This window comes from Hanstruepera neustonica, from assembly GCF_002895005.1.
Classification (GTDB): domain Bacteria; phylum Bacteroidota; class Bacteroidia; order Flavobacteriales; family Flavobacteriaceae; genus Hanstruepera; species Hanstruepera neustonica.
Genome location: NZ_POWF01000001.1, coordinates 791,171 through 810,175 on the forward strand (window position 1 = coordinate 791,171; position 19,005 = coordinate 810,175).

The 19,005-nt window shown below is 35.0% G+C and carries 17 protein-coding genes; 10 read left to right on the plus strand and 7 right to left on the minus strand.

All coding sequences use genetic code 11. The features are described from left to right. Positions 1-18: 18 nt before the first annotated feature. From C1T31_RS03565 to C1T31_RS03590, 6 genes are all read left to right on the plus strand, one after another. The gene (locus tag C1T31_RS03565) at positions 19-1,404 is read left to right on the plus strand and encodes a tetratricopeptide repeat protein (RefSeq protein ID WP_103051310.1); all 1,386 of its coding nucleotides are present in this window, start codon (positions 19-21) and stop codon (positions 1,402-1,404) included. Beyond that, entirely contained in the window at positions 1,404-1,958 is a 555-nt protein-coding gene (gene lptC / locus C1T31_RS03570) for an LPS export ABC transporter periplasmic protein LptC (RefSeq protein WP_103051070.1), read from the plus strand. Before C1T31_RS03565 ends, lptC begins: the two co-directional genes overlap by 1 nt. 56 nt (positions 1,959-2,014) lie before the next feature. Continuing rightward, positions 2,015-2,197 carry a hypothetical protein gene (locus C1T31_RS03575; RefSeq protein ID WP_103051071.1) on the plus strand — a complete coding sequence of 61 codons (183 nt, stop codon included), beginning with the start codon at positions 2,015-2,017 and terminating at the stop codon, positions 2,195-2,197. Between the two features lie 9 nt (positions 2,198-2,206). Continuing rightward, entirely contained in the window at positions 2,207-3,496 is a 1,290-nt protein-coding gene (locus tag C1T31_RS03580; RefSeq protein ID WP_103051072.1) for a hemolysin family protein, read from the plus strand. 99 nt (positions 3,497-3,595) lie between these two features. Then, positions 3,596-5,719 (plus strand): peptidylprolyl isomerase, encoded by a 2,124-nt coding sequence (locus tag C1T31_RS03585; protein WP_103051073.1) that lies wholly within the window; start codon positions 3,596-3,598, stop codon positions 5,717-5,719. A 98-nt stretch (positions 5,720-5,817) separates the two neighbouring features. Continuing rightward, positions 5,818-6,423: a DUF6705 family protein gene (locus C1T31_RS03590; protein ID WP_123912620.1), complete on the plus strand. Its 606-nt coding sequence runs from the start codon at positions 5,818-5,820 to the stop codon at positions 6,421-6,423. 63 nt (positions 6,424-6,486) lie between these two features. Here C1T31_RS03590 and C1T31_RS03595 read toward each other — a convergent pair whose 3' ends face one another. Beyond that, on the minus strand, positions 6,487-7,392 hold the full coding sequence (locus C1T31_RS03595; protein WP_103051075.1) for a GYDIA family GHMP kinase: 906 nt from the start codon (positions 7,390-7,392) through the stop codon (positions 6,487-6,489). After that, positions 7,379-8,704 carry a hydroxymethylglutaryl-CoA reductase, degradative gene (locus C1T31_RS03600; RefSeq protein WP_103051076.1) on the minus strand — a complete coding sequence of 442 codons (1,326 nt, stop codon included), beginning with the start codon at positions 8,702-8,704 and terminating at the stop codon, positions 7,379-7,381. Before C1T31_RS03600 ends, C1T31_RS03595 begins: the two co-directional genes overlap by 14 nt. 224 nt (positions 8,705-8,928) lie before the next feature. Here C1T31_RS03600 and C1T31_RS03605 point away from each other — a divergent pair, with 224 nt between their 5' ends. The 3 genes from C1T31_RS03605 to C1T31_RS03615 all read left to right on the plus strand — a co-directional run bounded on the left by C1T31_RS03605 (position 8,929) and on the right by C1T31_RS03615 (position 12,914). Continuing rightward, positions 8,929-10,446, plus strand: coding sequence for a peptide MFS transporter (locus tag C1T31_RS03605; RefSeq protein WP_103051077.1), 1,518 nt, complete (start codon positions 8,929-8,931; stop codon positions 10,444-10,446). 25 nt (positions 10,447-10,471) lie between these two features. Next, positions 10,472-12,253 (plus strand): peptide MFS transporter, encoded by a 1,782-nt coding sequence (locus tag C1T31_RS03610; protein WP_103051078.1) that lies wholly within the window; start codon positions 10,472-10,474, stop codon positions 12,251-12,253. 115 nt (positions 12,254-12,368) lie between these two features. Beyond that, a complete protein-coding gene (locus C1T31_RS03615; RefSeq protein WP_103051079.1) occupies positions 12,369-12,914 on the plus strand; it encodes a thioredoxin family protein in 546 nt (181 codons plus the stop codon). A 7-nt stretch (positions 12,915-12,921) separates the two neighbouring features. Here C1T31_RS03615 and C1T31_RS03620 read toward each other — a convergent pair whose 3' ends face one another. Together C1T31_RS03620 and C1T31_RS03625 are read right to left on the minus strand one after the other, a co-directional pair. Continuing rightward, positions 12,922-14,961: a ComEC/Rec2 family competence protein gene (locus C1T31_RS03620; RefSeq protein WP_103051080.1), complete on the minus strand. Its 2,040-nt coding sequence runs from the start codon at positions 14,959-14,961 to the stop codon at positions 12,922-12,924. Positions 14,962-14,983: 22 nt separating this feature from the next. Next, positions 14,984-15,502, minus strand: a complete 519-nt coding sequence (locus C1T31_RS03625; protein ID WP_103051081.1) for a C40 family peptidase — start codon at positions 15,500-15,502, stop codon at positions 14,984-14,986. A gap of 108 nt (positions 15,503-15,610) precedes the next feature. Here C1T31_RS03625 and C1T31_RS03630 point away from each other — a divergent pair, with 108 nt between their 5' ends. After that, positions 15,611-16,780 (plus strand): DNA cytosine methyltransferase, encoded by a 1,170-nt coding sequence (locus tag C1T31_RS03630; RefSeq protein ID WP_103051082.1) that lies wholly within the window; start codon positions 15,611-15,613, stop codon positions 16,778-16,780. Here the strand turns inward: C1T31_RS03630 and lpxB are convergent. Genes lpxB through surE form a run of 3 tightly spaced genes read right to left on the minus strand, consistent with a single transcriptional unit; the run spans position 16,770 to position 18,948 of the window. Further along, positions 16,770-17,888 (minus strand): lipid-A-disaccharide synthase, encoded by a 1,119-nt coding sequence (gene lpxB, locus C1T31_RS03635; RefSeq protein WP_103051083.1) that lies wholly within the window; start codon positions 17,886-17,888, stop codon positions 16,770-16,772. The two genes, C1T31_RS03630 and lpxB, sit on opposite strands and share 11 nt — an antisense overlap. 6 nt (positions 17,889-17,894) lie before the next feature. Continuing rightward, complete coding sequence (locus C1T31_RS03640) at positions 17,895-18,179, minus strand: hypothetical protein (protein WP_103051084.1); 285 nt, start codon at positions 18,177-18,179, stop codon at positions 17,895-17,897. Then, positions 18,172-18,948, minus strand: a complete 777-nt coding sequence (surE, locus tag C1T31_RS03645) for a 5'/3'-nucleotidase SurE (RefSeq protein ID WP_103051085.1) — start codon at positions 18,946-18,948, stop codon at positions 18,172-18,174. The genes C1T31_RS03640 and surE overlap by 8 nt, the downstream gene beginning before the upstream one ends. Positions 18,949-19,005: the final 57 nt, after the last annotated feature.

The following is a 19,005-nucleotide window of genomic DNA, read 5'->3' on the forward strand; positions in this document are numbered from 1 at the left end:
CACTATAAATTTGATATTATGAAAACGAAAATTACATGGTTAACGCTTGTGCTGGTTTTTTTGGCCTTTAATAGTGTTAATGCACAACAAGATGAAGAGTGTATGACAAACTTGTCTATTTTCTCTGAATATGCAAAAGCTAAAAATTATGATGCCGCTTTTGAGCCTTGGATGAAAGTTAGAAACAAGTGTCCAAAATTAAACTTGAACATTTATTCTGCTGGTGAGGATATATTAGAACATAAAATTGATAAATCTAATGGAGCTGAAAAAGTAGCTTTCATAAATGATTTGAAAAAACTATGGGAAGAGCGTGCTATGCATTTTGCCAATAAAACCAAAAAGGGCGAATACGGTGCTAAATCTTGCCAATTGCTATATGATAATAGGGAGTTGTTGAATTTGACCGATGAAGAACTTTATGATTGTTTTGATGCTGCTTACAAAGCAGACCCAGAAACTTTTACAAATCCAAAATCATTATACACCTATTTTTCTTTAATGGTGGACTTATATGATGCTGGTAAAAAATCGGCAGCAGAACTTTTTAACAAATATGATGATGTAACCGAAAAAGTTGAAACAGAAGTTGGTAACTTCTCTGAAGATTTAAATAAATTGGTTGCTAAAGAAGATGCTGGAACGGCTTTAACTAGTAAAGAAGAAAGATATAAAAGATATTACGAAAGCTATTTGAATGCTTACGATCAAATTTCAAGTAGTATAGATAAAAAATTAGGAGATCGTGCTAATTGCGAAAACTTAATTCCATTATATACTAAAGACTTTGAAGCAAACAAAAATGATGCGGTGTGGTTACAACGTGCTGCTGGAAAAATGTCAGAAAAGGAATGTACAGACGATCCTTTATTCTTTAAGTTAGTAAATGCTTACCATGCCTTGAGCCCTTCAGCTAATTCAGCATACTATTTAGGTATTCTAAAAGATAAAGAAGGTAAATCAAATGAAGCTGTTAAGTTTTATGAGCAAGCTATTAGTTTAGAAACTGATAATTTCAAGAAAGCTAAATTGAATGAGAAAATTGGCGATAAATTAAGAAAGCGTGGAAGTTATGGCAGTGCCAGAAGTTATTATGATAAAGCATTACAACTTAACCCGTCAAATGGTCGTCCACACTTGAAAATTGCTGACATGTACAACAGAAGTGCTAATGATTGTGGTGACAACAATTTTAACAAGCGTGCCGTATTCTGGTTAGCTGCAGCCGAAGCTGAAAAAGCAGGTCGTGTAGATCCTACATTAAAAAGTTCTGCGTCTCAATCAGCTGCAAGTTACCGTGCCAAAGCACCGCAGAAAAGTGAAATTTTCAGCGAAGATATGTCTGGAAAGTCTATCAGCATTGGATGTTGGATTGGTAGAACCATTACAGTTCCTAAAATCTAATGTTTAGAACACAATATCAAATATATTTTAGCATAGTCATGGCATTAGCCATGACTATGTTTTTTTCATGCAAAAGCAATTTAGATGAGGTCAACAAAATTGGTATTTCAGAAAATGAACCCATTGGTATTGCTGAAAATATCAATTTAAAATATACCGATTCTGGTCGTGTAACGGCTAACTTGTTGAGTCCTATAATGCTTGATTTTTCCAATAGGGATTTTGCATACAATGAATTTCCCGACGGTGCACACCTGATATTGTTTGATGAAAACAATGAACAAAGTACCGTTACTGCCGATTATGCCATAGTTTATGATAAAACAGGCATCATTGATATGCAAGGCAACGTTATTTTGGCCTCTGCTCAAAAAGATACATTGTTTGCTGAACAATTGTATTATGACCAAGGGCGCGAATGGTTATTTACCAATAAACCTGTGACATTTAGAAGAGGTCAAGACGTTATTAACGGCAAAGGTTTTGATTCTGACGCTAAATTTAATCAAGCGGAAGTCCTAGAAATAGATGGTGTCATTACACTAGATGAATAACTTATTTATCAGCCTCCTTTTTAGTATCTTTACATTAAATTTTAAACCTCCTATTAATGAAAATCTATAAGTTTTTCCATTATGCCTATTTAATTTTTGCGGTACTATTTATTATTGATGCCATTCAAAATTGGGATAGAGGCTCAAGAACATACATTTCATTGGGCTTGGCAGCTCTGGCAATTTTTGTATTTTTCTTCAGAAGAAAGTTTATGAAACGTTACGAAAACAAAAAGTAACTGGAGCTTATGTCTGCGGAAGTTCTCATTATTATTTCTTCACTAATTCTTTCGGCTTTTTTTTCAGGAATGGAAATAGCCTATGTGTCTTCGAACAAGATTCACATAGAAATTGAAAAAAAGCAAAAAGGGCTTTTAGCCAAAATCCTATCTAGGTTAACGGAAAGCCCATCAAAATTTATTGCAACCATGCTCATTGGTAATAATATCGCATTGGTTGTTTATGGATTTTTTATGGGTGATGTTTTAGTCAATTGGTTTCAATCCATGTTGCCTTCATCTTACAGTGTAGTTAATTATTTATTGATTGATTTGAGTCTTTTGACCCAAACCATTATTTCCACACTTATTATCTTGATTACGGCGGAATTTCTACCAAAGGTATTTTTTCAAATTTATGCTAATTCACTTTTAAAAATACTAGCGTTACCAGCCTATATTTTTTATATACTCTTTACCTGGATTTCCGATTTTGTTATTTGGATTTCGGATTTCGTATTGAAAAAGTTCTTTAAAACAGATGGCGATCAAGTACAATTGGCTTTTACGAAGGTAGAATTGGGAAATTATATCAGTGAGCAAATGGAGAGCGTAGAGGCTCATGATGATATGGATACCGAAATTCAGATTTTTCAAAATGCTTTAGAATTTTCCGAAGTAAAAGCACGTGAAGTCATGGTGCCCAGAACTGAAATTATAGCCGTTGAGGTTAAAGAATCTATTAAAGCTATGAATGCCTTGTTTACGGAAACGGGTATTTCTAAAATGGTGGTTTACAAAGAAAACATTGATGATATTTTGGGTTACGTGCATTCTTTTGAGTTATTTAAAAAACCTAAGAATATCAAGTCGGTTATCATGCCTGTGGAATTTGTTCCGGAAACCATGTTGATTAAGGATATTTTGAACGTGCTTATAAAAAAACGCAAAAGTATAGCTGTGGTTTTGGATGAATATGGCGGTACTTCAGGTATTATGACGGTTGAAGATATTGTTGAAGAGCTCTTTGGGGAAATTGAAGATGAACACGATACTGTCGTTCTCAAAGAGGAACAAATAGATGACTATAACTATGTGTTTTCGGCTAGATTAGAAGTGGATTATCTTAACGAAACCTATAAATTAGACTTGCCTGAGAGCGAAAATTATGAAACCTTAGGAGGACTCATTGTAGACAGAACTGAAGGAATTCCGGAGCACAACGAAGTGGTGACTTTGGATGATTTTCAATTCACAATCTTGGAGGTCTCTAACACTAAAATTGACCTCGTTAAACTAAAAATTCTGCAAGAGGACTAATTTCCTGAATATTATATCAATTAAAGATATAATCTACTTTTATTATTAAATAGAAAATGGTATTTTCGCGCACTATATCGTAAAAAATTTAAATGACAGATGGCAGTTTTAAATAAAATTAGACAACGTTCACTTTTTTTAATATTAATAATCGCGTTAGCATTATTTTCATTTGTATTATCTGATTTGTTCAGAAACAGCGATGCACTTTCAGCTAAATCGCAAAATGTTGTTGCAACCATTAACGGGAAAGACATCACCCGCGAAGATTTTTTAAGCAAGGTTGAGGCTGTTCAAAGACAGTTAGGACCTAACGGAACAGCTACACAAGCCATGAACCGTGTTTGGGATCAGGAAGTTAGAAAAGCCGTTATGGAAACGCAGTATGAAGCCTTGGGTATTACCGTTGAGCAAGATCAAATGCGTGACCTTTTAAAAACAACATTGGCTAACAATCCAGATTTTCAAAACGAAGCCGGATTATTTGATGAAGCTAAATTGTCAGAATACATTCAAAGTTTAAAAACCAGTTCGGAAGTAGCTTACCAACAATGGGTTGACTATGAGCAATCATTGGCTAATAATGCTCTGCAGACTAACTACATGAACATGGTTAAAGCTGGTATGATTGGTACCTTGGCTGAAGGAAAATTAGCTTATCATTTAGAAGGTGATAAGGTTGATTTGAGATTTGTTCAAATTCCTTTTTCCTCAATTCCTGATAGTACCATTACCGTTACTAAATCGGAAATAGCCAAGTATGTAGAAGAAAACAAAGAACAATACGAAGTAGAGGCTTCAAGAGATATCCAGTTTGTTGAATTCAAAGAAGTAGCCTCTGTAGAAGATGAAGCTGAAATTGAAAAATCTGTAGCAGCATTTAAAGAAGGAAAAGTGGAATATAATAATGGTAGAACAGATACCATTAAACCATTTGCTCAAGTTAAAGAGCATGCAAACTACATCAACTTTATTGCTGGTTCAGACATTAAGTTTGATAACCGATATGTTAAGAAAAACCAGTTGCCAACTGCATTTGCAGATAGTATTTATAATCTTAACGTAGGTGAAGTATTTGGCCCATATAAAGACAACGGACACTTCAAATTATCTAAAGTTGTAGCAGATATTCAAATGCCAGATTCAGTTAAAGCCAGACATATATTAATTCCTTTTGTAGGATCGCGTTCTGCAACGGATTCTACAACACAAAACGAAGTGCAAGCTAAAGCAACTGCTGATAGTTTGATGCGTATTGTTAAGGCTGATACAACAAAATTTAAGGGGCTTTTAGACTTTTCAGCTGATAAAGTGAGCAACGAAAATGATGGTGTTTTAGATTGGTATACTTACAATGCCATGGTTCCAGAATTTAGAGATTATACGTTTGAAAATGAAGTAGGTGACATAGGTGTTGTTAAATCGGCTTTCGGATTCCATGTTATTGAAATATTAGGACAAAAGAACAAGCAACGTGCTATTAAAGTGGGCACTATTGCCAGAAAGATTGAACCATCTGAAGAAACAGTGAATGCTGTTTTTAGAGATGCCTCTAATTTTGAGATTGCTTTAGAAAAAGGAGATTTCCAAACCTTGGCTGAAGAGAATGAATATGTTGTTAGACCGGTTAATACAATCAAGGAATTGGATGAGAATATTCCTGGTTTAGGCAGTCAGCGTGCGATGGTAAGATGGGCTTTTGAAGATGAAACAGAAGTAGGTGAATTCAAACGATTCAATGTGCCTGGCGGCTATGCCATTGTACAATTAGTGGCTAAAAATAAAGCTGGTTTAATGAATACGGAAGAAGCTTCTATCACCGCTTTACCAGCTATCAGAAAGCAAAAGAAAGCAGAACAGATTAAGTCTCGAATCACAGCCACTACGGTTGAGGATTTAGCAAAAGCTGAAAATTTAACGGCAAGAACCTCATTGGCACTAACTATGAAGAATCCAACACTTTCAGGAGTTGGTAGAGAGCCATTGGTTATTGGTACAGCTTTTGGAATGGAGCAAGATGAAACTTCAGGTTTGATTGAAGGCGAAACCGGTATTTTTATGATTAAGGTGGTGAAAAAAGAATTGGCTACAGAAATGGATAATTACCAAGGATTTGCCAATCAAGTGCAAACAGCAAAAGTAAATGCTGTGAACACGAGATTGTACAATGCTTTAAAAGAAGCAGCCGAGATTGAGGATAACAGAGCTAAAACAGTGCAATAGTTATCCATTCTATATAACTTAAAAAAAGCCTTTCTGAAAAGAAAGGCTTTTTGTTTTCATGACCTTTCCTTAACTTGTAACAAGAGCAAAATAAAAAAATGAGAAATATAATTTACTTAATAATCTTATTTTCATTGATTGTAAATTCCTGTATAGCGCAAACTATTGTTAATTTAAATGCTTTTAACCAAGGAGATAATTCTGGTAAGTATTTTAAAGATATCGACAATAATTTCAATCCTTTTTTAGGAACATGGGAATGGCAAAATGGAAATCAAATTTTTAGAGTAGAACTTTGGAAAGTTGAAATGAAGGAAAATAAAAATGGTAATGAACCATCTTTTTATCTTGATGAAATTCAGGGACATTTTGAAATGGTTGAGTCTGGGGTACAAGGTCAACAATTAGAAACTAATATCTATACTTCAAATAAAAATGTAGGTGATAAGGACTATTATTGGCCTCCTGTCATTAACTTAAGTTCAATTGATGGAACTTCATGTGGTGGAATAATTATAGATAATATAGCTGTCAATAATGAATATTGGTATGGTCTAAAAGGTAAACTCATCATTGAATTAATTGATGGAACCAATCCTTTAAAAGCCAATTGGAAGGTAACTTTATTGGAAGGGATTTATGGCATTGATCAACCTACAGAATTTATCATTCCAAGCAATATAGTTTTGACGAAAGCGGACTAGAATGAAATGTTAGCACTAATATTTCAATTACATAATTAAGATGTTATCTTATATAATGTTCAATTATGATAATAGCATTTTTTGAAAAGGAATAACCGTTTCAAACCCTTTAGCTTGAAAGTAGGCTGAAGGGTTTTCGGTTGCGGTTGCTAAAATAAAGTCGCCACCCCAAGCACCGAGACTTTTAATGGCGCCTTGAAAATCATTAAACAGTCTATTTTTAATGGGTTCTTGTTTTAGAATAGTACCCATGATTTCTTCATGTTGGGCAACCAAATCATTGAATTCTGATAAATTATTGCAGTTAATAATGCTTTCTGTAATCTTGTTTACAGAACTTATTGCTTCTGGCTTGTAAAATATGTTTTTTCGATAAGTCTCAATGGCATCTCGGCTATTTTGTTTTTTGTTCAAATACACAAAATAGAGATTGTCTTTAAAGTTTGGGTTAAAATCTACTTTTTGAATGTCTTGACCATCTTTTTTCAAACTATAGACAATCGGGTTGTTATTTGAAGCGCAAGCAATATCGTAGCCACTGCCACCAAAGGTTAATTTTAATAATTGGTAAGGGTCTATTTGCGCCCAAATGGCAAGGTTATTAATTAAGGTTGATGAGGATCCCAATCCCCAATCTTTAGGAAAGGTTAGTTTAGTTTCTACCGAGCAGCCTGCATTTAAAAAATCAGGATTTAATTGTATGGCAGCCTTTAAAATTTGAATGAGTCGTTTTTCAAAATCTGTGTTAGAATCATCTGAAGAAAGATTATTCAGTTTAATATTTGTTTCAAACCAGATATCCTCGTTATGGTCATAACTTTTCCAATGGAGACTATTGGAATTATTCGATTCAATAGTTAAATGTTGGCCATATTTGGTTGGTAAGGCCAAAGCTTTAGCACCATCTAAAACCAGATATTCACCAGTTAATAATAGTTTGCCGTTGCTGTAAAAGTTACTTTTCGACACGTCGTAAAATGTTTAAAGCATCCACAACAGCACTATGGGAAACTGTTTGGGTTTTAAAATGCTCAATAAGTTGCTCTTTTTCAGAGTTAGTCGCTTCGAACTGATTGAGAATATTCATCAAATGCATTTTCATGTGGCCTTCTTGAATTCCTGTTGTAATCAATGAACGCAACGCGCCAAAATTTTGGGCCAGACCAGCTACCGAAACAATACCCATAAGCTCTTTTGCTGAAGGTTTATGAAGCAACTCTAAAGATAATTTAACCAGAGGATGCAAACCAGTCAGTCCTCCAACCGTACCTAGTGCCAAAGGAATTTCAATCCAAAACCTAAAAATGTCGTTCTCAATGGAAGCATGCGTTAAGCTGCTATATTGACCATTTCTGGAGGCATAAGCATGAACGCCTGCTTCAACAGCTCTAAAGTCATTACCTGTAGCCAAAACGACGGCATCAATACCATTCATAATGCCCTTATTGTGAGTAACAGAGCGATAGGGCTCTACTTCAGCAATCTTGACAGCTTGTATAAACTTTTTGGCAAAGGTTCTAGGGTTTATTTTATCGTCATCACTCAAATCATCCACAGGACAGGAAACTTCCGCTCTCACCAAACAATTCGGAACATAATTGGAGAGAATGCTCATGACAATGTCTATATTTTTTTCTGCATCAGAAAAATCAGCATAGGCTTTGGCTTCCGTTTTAAAGGTTTTGGCAAATTGTTCCAAACAGGAGTTAATGAAGTTGGCACCCATGGCATCCTGTGTTTCAAAGGTAGCATGAAGCTGATAGTAATTGGGAATATCAGCAGTTTTGTCTTTGAGTTCAATATCTAAAATACCACCACCACGTTTTTCCATATTCTTGGTAATGGGTTTGCTATCACTAATGAGTTTGGGTTTTACCTGGCTGAAAAAATGTTGTAATTTTTCAAAATCACCAGAATACATAAAATGGACCTGACCAATTTTGGTTGTTGAGATGATGGTGGTTTTGAAGCCACCACGATCGAGCCAAAATTTAGCTGCTTTACTAGCCGCAGCAACCACAGAACTTTCTTCAATGGCCATTGGAATGGTGTGTAATTTGCCATTGATTAAGAAATTGGGAGCAACACCAAGCGGTAAATAGTAATTGGTAATCGTATTTTCAATAAACTCATCATGAAGTTGTTGCAGCTTGTCGTTAGAATTCCAGTATTGTTTGATAATGTTTTTTGCATTCGTATTTTGTGCAAAATACGTATCGACTATCCAATCAATTTTTTTGGATTTTGATAGTTTAGAAAAGCCAGAAATAGGTTTGCCCATGACAATAAAATTGAAAAAACAAAGATACTATTATTGTGTGAGTTCTGTTGTGAATGGCTATTTAACTGTTAATAATTACGGTTTTTTGCTTAATTTTTAGTAAACTTGGCATTATTTTATCAATACCATATCTTAAATGAAATTTTATACCTATTTCGTCCTTTTAAGTTACGTGGCTACTTCACTTGGTAATTCAATAATAAAAACTAACTAACACAAAAACTATGGCAGATCAATTAGACCATTTTAAAGAAGAACCTCAATTACTAGGGCATCCTAAAGGATTATTCTATTTGTTTTTTGCGGAACTATGGGAGCGTTTTAGTTTCTATGGGATGCGAGCACTGCTCACGCTATATATGGTTGATGTTGTCTTTGAAGCCCTATCAAATAGAGATTATGCCGCAGCAGCTGTTTATGCGTCTTATGGTTCCTTGGTTTATGCTTCCACCGTTATTGGAGGTAAGATATCCGATAGTATTTTAGGGATGCGACATTCCATATTTTTGGGAGGTATATTGATGGCTATCGGTCATTTTGTTTTGGCTATTGAAAATGATATAGCGTTTTATTTGGCTTTAGCCTTTATTGTTGTTGGAAACGGCTTTTTTAAACCTAATATTTCAACGTTTGTTGGTTCTCTTTACAAAGAAGGTGACCCTCGAAAAGACTCTGGATTCACCATATTTTATATGGGTATTAACATTGGTGCATTTGTTTCTCCTTTATTGTGTGGCTGGTTAGGGAGCGAGTACGGCTGGCATTATGGGTTTGCCCTTGCAGGATTTGGAATGATGTTAGGGCTTATTTTCTTTTGGAGCGGGATTAAAAAGAATGTTTTTGGAGATAGAGGTATGCCAACCAATACCGAGGTTTACAGTAATGTTAAGTTTGGGTTGAAAAACAGTCAGTTGGTTACGGTACTTGCTTTTTTATCGGTGCCATTAATTGCTTTTTTATTATCGTCATATCAACCAGTTTATGGAGATCAAAATATTGTAAATGTTATCTTTAAAGGGATTGGGATTGTTGTTTTGGCCTATCTTATTTATGAAATGGCGAGGGCTACTGTTGTTGAACGCAAAAAGCTTATTGTAGCAGTCTTCCTTACTTTATTTATGACTATTTTTTGGGGATTTCATGAACTTTCAGGTAGTGTCATTACATTATTTGCCTCAAGAAATGTAAATCTGTCTTATATTAATGCAGCTCAAACAAACTCAATTAATGCCTTATATATTATCGTTTTAGCTGTGCCAATATCCCTCTTATGGCAATATTTATCTAAAAAGAAAATAAATCCAAGAACACCTTATAAATTTGCTATTGGTTTGGCTTTTGCTGCCATTAGTTTTTATGTGTTAGCTATTAGTGCGGAAAGCGCTGATGACAACGGGAGAGTACCATTTTCATTTTTAATGATTATGTATTTTATCCTGTCTGTTGGGGAATTATTTATGTCGCCTGTTGGGCTGTCTAAAATGACAGATTTAGCACCTGCAAGATTAATTGCCTTTATTATGGGCGTATGGTTTTTGTCATCTGCATTTGCATTCCAAATTGTTGGATTCATTGGAAAAGAGCTTGCTGTAGAAAGTACTGATAAGAATGTAGGAGGATTTGATTCTTTAGGAATTTATACCGATGGATTCCATCTCATTGCCATGTATGCTGGAGGTGCAGCCATCATTACCTTAATTCTGGCCCCAATTTTAAAGCGTTTAATGGGTAACGTACACTAATAGAAATTAACTAAACTAACTATATATGAATACGGATATTGAAAATTTATTTAAGGATAAGGTCATAGGGCATCCTGCTGGATTGTTTGTGTTATTTTTTACGGAAATGTGGGAGCGTTTTTCGTTCTATGGGATGCGGATATTATTGGTTTTATTCTTGACGGCTCCAATTTTAAGTGACAACCCAGGTTGGGAATGGCCCAGAGAACATGCATTAGCCCTAATTGGAACCTATGCCTCGTTGTTATATTTAACACCAATTATAGGAGGATGGATAGCCGATAAAATTACGGGTTATCGCATAGCAGTTGTTATAGGCTGTGTAATCATGACTTTAGGACATGCTTCCATGGCTTTAGAAACAACCATGTCCTTTTATTTAGGGTTGGCTTTGTTGGTTATTGGAACAGGATTTTTCAAGCCTAACATCACTTCTATCATTTCAACTATGTATAAGGGTAAAGAATCTAAAAAAGATGGTGCCTATACCATTTTCTACATGGGTGTAAATGCTGGAGCGTTTTTCGGTATGATGCTTTGTGGTTATTTAGCTGAAAATTTTGGATGGTCTTATGGATTTGGATTGGCAGGAATTTTTATGTTATTAGGTATGCTGCAATTCTGGTTAGCTGGTAGTCTATTTGGAAGTATTGGAGCGAAACCAACAAAAGTTCATGAAGTAGAGTTGCCACAGAATATTAATGAAGAGGCTCCTAAAGAACATGATGCAGAATCTGATGAAAAGTTAAATCCCTTTACCATGTTCGATAAGGTTCTTATTGTACTTTCTTCAATAGGAGGGTTGTTATACTTGTTCAACGATCCCATGGAAAAAATAGGCAATATCAATATGTTGCCATTTGAATTGGGTGGCTTAAGTGGTTCCAATGTAGTTGTTTTAGCAGCATTAGTGTTGTTTTTAGTGTTATTGGTTACGCGTATTGCCAGATATATTCCTGTTGTGAGAGATCGTATTATTGCGGTTTCTATTTTTGGTGTGTTTACGGTGTTTTTCTTTGCGTTTTTCGAGCAATCTCTTGGTTCAATGACATTATTTGCTCGCGATTATACCGATCGAATGTTGGTTGGAAATTCAGCTATGGTATTTAAGGTTATTGATGCCTTATTAACGACCGTTCCATTGATTATCATTACCTGGGTACTTATTTTATTGGCTAAAAAGACATTTTCAAGAATTGGTTTATCAAATATTATTTTGGCAATAGCATTTATTGGTTTGTGGATTTTGGTACTTTATAGACTGAATGATAAGTTTTCACAAGAAGGAAATGAGGTAGAAGCTACCTGGTTCGGAATCTTGAATTCTTTCTTTATTATCACGCTGGCACCACTCTTCTCAAGATGGTGGGAAAGTAAGTATAACCCAAGTGCTGCCATGAAATATGGGATTGGTTTAATTCTTTTGGGATTAGGTTTTGCCTTTTTATCTTATGGAGCCGGCGAAATACCTTCAGGTGCTAAAACGGCTTCTGTAAGTATGGTGTTTTTAATTATGGCTTATTTATTCCATACTATGGGGGAATTATGTATTTCGCCTGTAGGGTTATCGTATTTAAGTAAATTAGTTCCCGCCCGAATGATAGGGTTTATGTTTGGTATTTGGTATCTGGCCATTGCTGTTGGTCAAAAAGCTGCTGGTACCATGGGAGGTATGATTGATAAGATTTCGGAAGAGTATTCCATGAGTACCTTCTTTTTAATATTTACATTGGTACCAATTGGAGCTGGTTTTGTAGCCATTGTATTAAATCCATTATTAAAACGTTTAATGCACGGTGTTCGTTAATCGAAAAAATCGTTAAAATATCCTCAAAACACGTCATTCTTGACGTGTTTTTTATATTTTAGGAACGGTTTTTGAAAGTTTCCTTTCTAAATCCGACAATTAATAAAACAGAAACATGAAAAGAGTATTCCTATTAGCAACCGTATTGTTTTTTGCAGTTCAGGTTCATGCACAAGAAATAAATTGGGTGTCTTTGGAAGAGGCTGTTGCCCTTCAAAAAAAGAACCCTAAAAAAATAATGATGGATGTTTATACCAACTGGTGTGGTCCCTGTAAAATGTTAGATAAAAACACCTTCCATAATAAAGATGTGGTGGATTATGTCAACAAAAACTATTATGCAGTCAAGTTTAATGCCGAAGGTGATGAAACCATCACGTTCAACGGACAAACGTTTAACAATCCACAATACGATCCAGCTAAGGCCAATAGACGAAACAGTGTTCACGAATTGGCAAGGCATTTTAGCATAAGATCTTATCCTACTATTGTGTTTTTAGGAGAATCAGCAGAGTATTTAACTCCAGTAATTGGCTACAAGACACCAAGACAACTGGAATTATATTTAAAGTTGTTTAAAAATGACGACCATAAGGACTTTAAATCTCAAGATGATTTTACAGCCTACTATAATGCCTTTAAACCTGAATTTTCTGAATAGGAAAATATCACTTAACAATATAAGCTCCCTTTTCACCGGTATAGTGAAAAGGGAGTTTTCTTTTTTTACAGGTTTGTTCCCATCGATTGATATAGGATTTGTAGTTGCTACCATCGGCAATGATACAAATAGGATTTAGACTATCGATTAATCGTGTTAGATTAATTTTTGGAGAGTTTCTCAATAGGATATAGTCAGGATTAAAACGTAAGTTTTGATAAATACCTAGACTGTCAATAATCAATAGCTTTTTGTTTTTAAATTGATAGACGTTTTTTAAGGTATCATATTCCGTTTTTTGAATGAAGTTGCCAACTTCATAGTTGGCGATAATCGGGTTATTCTTTAAAATAGTGCTATCTAAATTATGGCAAATATTCAAATGGTTTCCATTTTTGATACCTACAAGGCTAAATCTGCTTTTATGAAAAACAACCATTTCATCATGTGACTCCACTTGCCATTTGTTATAAGTTAATAGTATTTGAAAGATCAAAATAGAGATTAGTACAGCAGATAAATTTTTATAGTGTTTCGATTTAAAATAGTTAATGATAGTTAAAATCATAACATACAACCCGATAGCCAAAAACCAATTCATGGGAATATCTTTAAACAAAAAAGCTTCTTGGTGGGCAACCCACTTAAAAAGAGAATTCATGGCATGAATGATAAAACCGTAAATATCGAATAGGATGTTTTGGGGTGTGTTCAATACAGCTAAAAGGATGATAAAGAAACCAAAACCTAGAATAAATCCCAAAATAGGAATGATTAAGACATTTGAAATAAAGAACAAACTTGGAAATTGATGAAAGTAAAATAGACTTAACGGAAGAATACCAATTTGAGCTGCAAACGATACAGCAAGTAACTCCCAAATTTTGTTGGGCACTTTATAGTTAAATCGTAACAAAGGCTTCAGCATCGGGTAAATTATCACAATACCTATTACTGCTAAATAACTCAATTGAAAACCAACCTCAAACAAGAAAAATGGATTAATAAGTAGTAACAAAAAAGCTGAAATGGCCAGTGTGTTCATAGTATTGTGAGGCCGTTTTAGGTTCATGCCAAATGCAAATACACTGAACATAGTTGTGGCTCTTAAGATAGAAGGAGATAATCCAGCAATTAACGCAAAGCTCCACAAGAGTATTAAAATGAATGTCGTCTTGAAGGCTAAACCATATTTGAACCTTCTTAAAAAACCAAATAAATAATTTAGCATTATTAAGATAATGCCAATATGTAAACCGGAAATAGCTAAAATATGAATGGCTCCAGCATTGGCGTAATCTTCATAAAGGTTTTTGCTAATATCTTGTCGGTAGCCCAGCAACAGCGCTTTAATTACTGCTAGTTCTTCGGGCCTAAAGTTGTAATTTTCTAATTTGGTAATTATGGACTGCCTGATAGTATTTGCAAAACCAAGAACACTGGGGTTAGTAGTTTTTAGAACTGTTAAGCTATTATGATCACTATTAATCTGTGCATGGATGTTTTTGTTTTCCAAATAAGCTTTATAATTAAATTGAAAAGGATTTAAAGGCGGTTTTAAGGCTTGTAATTTTGAGCTTATTAAAATTTGATGGTCAACTGGTAATTTTGAATTCGTCAAATCTTTTGAAATATTGAGTTGTACTTTACCATGGACTAAACCAGAATCTATTTGAATGATATTTGCAATGTACCGGTCGTGATAGGTTGTTGGTTTTAGCTGTTCTCTAATGCTTAAAATTATTTGAGAATCATTTGGGTTCTCATAATCATAGAAATGATTATAGTGTTTTTTTTGATTTTGTTGATTGTGAAAGTTTACGATCAATATACCTATTGAAATAGTAGTGAGTAGAGCAAACAAACCAAACCATACAGTCTTTTTGAATTTGTTTTTGGAAATAATATAATTAACTAAAGTAGCCAAGAGTAGGACACATGAAGTCACCATCGTTTCAGAAAACGTAAAACTTGTTTTCGAACCAATAATAATGCCTACGATGAGGCAGAGTGTCAGTTTTACTATAGGGAAATCAAGTAACTTCATAACAGGAAGTTACAAAAAATTCTTACAAAATGCGCCTAGCTTGTACAAAGGCAAAATACCAATACTTTTCCGATAAAAGAGATGTTATCACACCTTTACTGGTTGTAGAATGTATAAAAGCCACATAGCCGGGTCTGGCTTCCGTAACAATGCCAACGTGATTGACATTGCGACTATTTTTTTTGGTTGCAAAAAACAGTAAGTCACCTTTTTGAACTTCTTTTACATCCACCCAGTCACCTGTAACTGCAAGCTGTGATGTCGTTCTTGGTAATGCAATAGCCTCCTTTTGATATGCAGTGGTTACCAATCCAGAACAATCCATGCCCTTTTTAGTCGTGCCACCATATTTGTATTTAACACCTTCAAAAGTTTCGGCATAGTCTACAATAGCATTTACTTTATTATTGTAATCCGAACTCCTGCCTTCATAGGTTGAAACCGTTTGATGCGATTTTCTGGTGGAAGATTTAGCCGTCTTTTTCGATTTGCAAGACGAAAGAACCAATAAGCAACAAAGTATCAGGGCTATTTTTTGCATGCATCGAAAATAAACAATTTTGTTATTAAAAAAATAATAACCTTTGAAAAACTTGATTTGTCTTACATACAAAATCTCTTATTTTTAACACTCAATTTAAAATAATCTATGAATGTAGTTGATTTGTTTTCTGGATGTGGTGGATTGGCATTAGGCTTTAAATGGGCTGGTTGTAACACGCTTTTGGCCAGTGATGTGGATGAAAATTGTGAAAAAACGTATACACATAATTTTCCCAATGTACCGTTTTTAAAAGGTGATTTACGAACTATTACAACCAAACAGATAAAAAATCAAATAAGTGACTCTGTTGATATGGTTATTGGTGGGCCACCATGTCAAGGTTTTTCGTTAGCCAATAAAAATAGAAACAAAGTCAAGGATGACCCAAGAAATGAATTGTTCTATGAGTTTGTAAGAGTTGTTACCGATTTGCAGCCCAAAGCCTTTGTAATGGAAAATGTGCGAGGACTACTGTCCATGCAAAAAGGGAAGGTCATTCAGTTAATGAAGGAAGAATTTGAAAATGCTGGTTTGGGTTACCAAGTTGATTTCAAAGTACTGTTGGCTTCTGATTATGGTGTTCCCCAAAACAGACAACGGGTCATCATGATGGGAATTAGAAAAGATTTAGATGTAAAGCCGGAATTTCCAACAAAAACCTACGCAAAACCTATTACCGTATGGGAAGCTATTTCAGACTTGCCTCAAATACAAGCTTCTGAAGGCGAGGAAAAAATGAGCTATGAAAGTGAGCCTCAAAACACCTATCAAGAGCTCATGAGGAAATCATCGGCATCCGTTTTCAATCATGTGGCCATGCGTCATACCAAGCGTTTAATAGAACGCTTTAAAGTTATTAAGGCTGGACAATCATTAGCACATGTGCCACAACAACACGCGGCCGTGAAACGTGGTAAGCCAACCGAAAAATCAAAAATTGTCTTCTCTCAAAACAATCAACGGTTACATGCTGATAAGCCAGCTCCAACCATAGCGGCGTCGTTTCAAAGTAATTTTATTCACCCGTATCTAAATCGAAATTTTACGGCTAGGGAAGGTGCGCGAATGCAATCATTTCCAGATGATTTTGTTTTTCAGGGCATGCGAACCAAAATGAGCTGGGAAAAGGGTTTGAGTCAATATCAACAAATAGGCAATGCCGTTCCGCCACTGATGGGTTATGCCATTGCGAGTAAAATAATGGATCTTTTGAATGGGTCAGAAACAATTTTAGAAAAACAGCAACTTTTTAAGCAGGCTGAAGCTATTGGCTGATAGACTCATAAATGAGTTTGGCTGTTTTGGCACTGGCTCCCTTGCCACCCAGTTTTTTCTCCAGTTCATAGTACGACATAAAAAACTTGGTGCGTTCATAACTATCTAATATGCGATCTAGTTCTGCTTTTAAACGCTTTGAATTGAAGTCATCTTGTATCAATTCCGTTACGACTTCCTGATCCATAATCAAATTGACTAAAGAAATATATTTTATGTGTTTTACAAGGCGTTTGCCAATTTGATAGGACAACCAACTACCTTTATAGCATACTACTTCTGGCACTTTGAAAAGCGCAGTTTCTAATGTTGCTGTACCTGATGTTACCAATGCGGCTGAAGACACACTCAATAAATCATAAGTTCTGTTTGAAACAAAATGAACATTGGCATTCTTGATGAACTGCTGGTAAAAACTGTAATCCTGACTTGGTGCACCAGCAATCACAAATTGGTAATTAGGGTAATTATTGACCACACTCAACATGACAGAAAGCATTTTTTTAATTTCTTGCTTTCGGCTTCCTGGAAGTAAGGCGATTATAGGTTTTTCGTTTAGTTCATAATCTGCTCTAAATGTATATTCATCCACTTGGGTTCTATTGGCTATGGCATCAATTAGTGGGTGACCTACAAATTCAACAGGATAGTTGTGTTTGTTTTCGTAAAAATCTTTTTCAAATGGCAGAATAACGTACATGTTGTCAACATCTCGTTTTATGTCCTTAATCCGGTTTTCCTTCCAGGCCCAAATTTGTGGCGAGATATAATAATGGGTTTTAAAACCTTTTTGTTTTGCCCATTTGGCAATCCGAAGATTGAAACCCGGGTAATCAATGAATATGATTACATCAGGATTGTACTCCTCAATATCCTTTTTGCAAAACGCTAAATTTCGGGTGATGGTTCGAAGATTCATAATCACTTCAGCAAAACCCATAAACGCTAAATCCTTGTAATGCTTAATTAGATTGTTGGAAACCTCCTGCATTAAATCGCCACCCCAAAATCTAAATTCAGCATTTACATCTTCTTTGAGTAAAGCCTTCATTAAGTTGGAACCATGTAAATCACCTGACGCTTCTCCAGCAATAATGTAGTATTTCATCTATAATTACATGAATTTAGTAACAAAGGTAAAAATAGCAACAATAACAGTTGCCAACAAAACACCCCTAGCACGATAATCTTGCTTTTTTTTAATAAAAACAAAAAAGGCCAATAAGTTTAAAATAGCACCTAAACTTATTAATTTACCAAGAAAACCTTCAGATGAGGCAGATTTCAACACAGAAATAAAACCTTCGCCATTACCCAATATTAAGGTGGCCAGATAAAGACCGATAACATTGGCAATGAGACCTACGAGTAACCCTTTAAATACTTCTTGCTTAATCATCGAAATTCCATGTGTTTAATTGTTGAATACAGTGATGAGCTGTTAAATCAAATTGAACTGGTACAACAGAAACATAACTATTTGTTAAAGCCCATTCATCAGTATCTTCACCATGATCTAAATTAACAAATTTCCCCGTTAACCAATAATAATCTTTTCCTTGAGGGGTTTTTCGTTTATCAAATTCTTCTTCCCAGTTTGCACGTGCCTGACGACAAATTTTAATGCCTTTTATCATTGATTTTTTCAAGTTAGGTATGTTGACGTTTAAGACCACATCTTTAGGCATGCCGTTTTTTAATACGTTTTTAGCTATTTGCTTTACAAATGATTCCGAAGCTTCAAAATCAGCATTGTAATTATAATCCAATAACGAAAAGCCAATAGCAGGAATGCCTTCAATTCCAGCCTCCAAAGCTGCACTCATGGTTCCAGAATAAATCACATTAATTGAAGAGTTAGACCCATGATTGATACCAGAGACACATAAATCAGGTCTTCTGTCCAGTATTTCATTGACTGCCAATTTAACACAATCAGCTGGTGTGCCAGAGCAGCTATATTCCGGTTGGTCACCAGAATCAATATGAACACGTTCTAAATGCAATGTGGAATTGATGGTGATGGCATGACCCATGGCGCTTTGAGGGCTATCCGGTGCTACCACAACAACGTTACCTAATTCTTTCATAACTTTAATCAATGTTCTAATTCCTGGAGCGGTAATGCCATCGTCGTTAGTGACTAGTATTAAAGGCTTTTTGGACATATTTGTTTCTTAATAGTTGTTGTGCTAAAATACACAAATTCGAGTGCTTTCAGATAT